At 60.2% G+C, this 507-nt stretch carries 1 protein-coding gene; it reads right to left on the reverse strand.

Annotated elements, in window-relative coordinates; genetic code table 11:
• Positions 1 to 507 (reverse strand): hypothetical protein (locus tag RAD16_RS40680; protein ID WP_458163658.1); only part of this gene is annotated, 507 nt, incomplete at both ends.

Genomic DNA, 507 nt, shown 5'->3' on the forward strand with positions numbered 1-507 from the left:
TGGTGCCTTGTAGTTCCGGCGGATCAATGCGGAGACCGGCCAGTGGAGGAAGGTAAGCAACAGGATTCCGACGCTCGCGTAGAGCAAGGGGAGAATCCAGGTCGAGGATTGTGAGGCCGGTGCGCGATCGAAGACCATGAACGGCGATATGCCATCGATGCTCCAGCGCACGATCTTGCCATCGACCACCTTGGCCGCAAGCCGCTCATGACCGTCGATGTTCCGCCAGACGAAAGGCGCGATCTCGACCCATTTCATCAGCTTGCCATTGGCAGTGCGCCCGGCTGAAACGACGAGCTTGCCCTTGGCATCGACGCTGACCGACGCCTGACGCAGCAAGTTCCCGATTGCGTAGAAGTTCGATTCCGCCCGGCGGCTGTTGAGCCATTGCCCGACGAGCATTTTCGCGTGCTCGGCCGCGGTTTTGTCGTCGACCCGTCCGTCAGGCTTGCTGACATCGGTGAAATAGCGATCGGCAAAATCCTCGAACAAGGCACGACGCAACGG

Source organism: Bradyrhizobium sp. 18BD, from assembly GCF_054185225.1.